The sequence below is a fragment of the Arthrobacter sp. Y3223164 genome (genome assembly GCF_059091005.1).
The window spans coordinates 1-962 of the sequence record NZ_JBNHGF010000657.1; the positions used below are offsets into that span (position 1 = coordinate 1).

General features: G+C 63.4%; 1 protein-coding gene. It reads right to left on the reverse strand.

All coding sequences use genetic code 11. The annotated features are described in order from the left end of the window. Positions 1-99: 99 nt before the first annotated feature. Complete coding sequence (locus tag AC5RUJ_RS17195; protein WP_494001651.1) at positions 100-660, reverse strand: Dps family protein; 561 nt, start codon at positions 658-660, stop codon at positions 100-102. Positions 661-962 lie beyond the last annotated feature (302 nt).

A 962-nucleotide genomic window follows, 5' to 3' on the forward strand; every position in this document is an offset into this window, starting at 1 on the left:
GTGAGGAAGCCTGACCGGCCTCACGTGACGCCAGGGTCCGGACGATATACCCCAACGATGCTAAGTGTGCTTACTACGTTCCATGAGGGCGCCGCCGGCCTACTTGGTCTTCTTGGCCGCGCCCTTTTCGGTCCTGGCGCCTTCGGTCGCCAGTTCACCGGCACTGTTTTCCAGGTGTGCGCGCATGAACCACTGGAAGAGCTCCAGCTCGGCGGTCTGGCCGATCAGCATGTCCTCCGTGACCGGATCGATTTCGCCAACGGTTTCGATGGCCTCGCGGTGGTCGGAAATCACGCCGTTGTACACGACGTCCAGGGCGGCCAGGTGCTCGGCGGTCCCGGCACGGTGGATGTCGTAGTCGTCCCAGCTGCGCTCCTTGACCAGGGCGCCGGGCAAACCGTTCGGCGAGACGCCCAAGGTGGCGATGCGCTCGGCGGTCTCGTCGATCATCGCGCGGACCTTTTCGATCTGCGGGTCCAGCATTTCGTGGACGCCGATGAAGTCGCGGCCCACCACGTTCCAATGTGCGTGCTTGAGCGTCAGCTGCAGGTCGTTGAGGGCGTGAAGCCGCATCTGCAAGAGGTCGGCGACCTTGACACCCTCTTCAAGTTCGAGCCCCGGTACGGTGTAGCTTGCCTTCGATCGGTTCGTTTCCGCCATGAGAAACCTCCTTGTGTAGGTGCTGCCGCTTGTCGGCGTGCTGCTATTCCCAACCTAGCCATGGCCGGCGGTTTCGTCCCGTCGGCGACGCGTCCGTCAGCCAAGGGCGAAATTCAGCACCCTTACTAATCTCCCGGGGCTCCCCTGGCAATGAACCGGATGATGACGGCGGAGAGCAGCACCACCGCGGCGCAGATGCCGGCCGCAATCGCGGTGCCTTCGTCCACCAGCCCGCCGTCCAGGCGCCCGACGGCAATCCAGGTCGTAATAGCACACGTCTGAACAACAGTCACCTGGAAGCA

Excerpts from the sequence above, each read along its gene's own strand:
- AC5RUJ_RS17195 (WP_494001651.1), bottom strand. The coding sequence starts at position 660 with ATGGCGGAAACGAACCGATCGAAGGCAAGCTACACCGTACCGGGGCTC.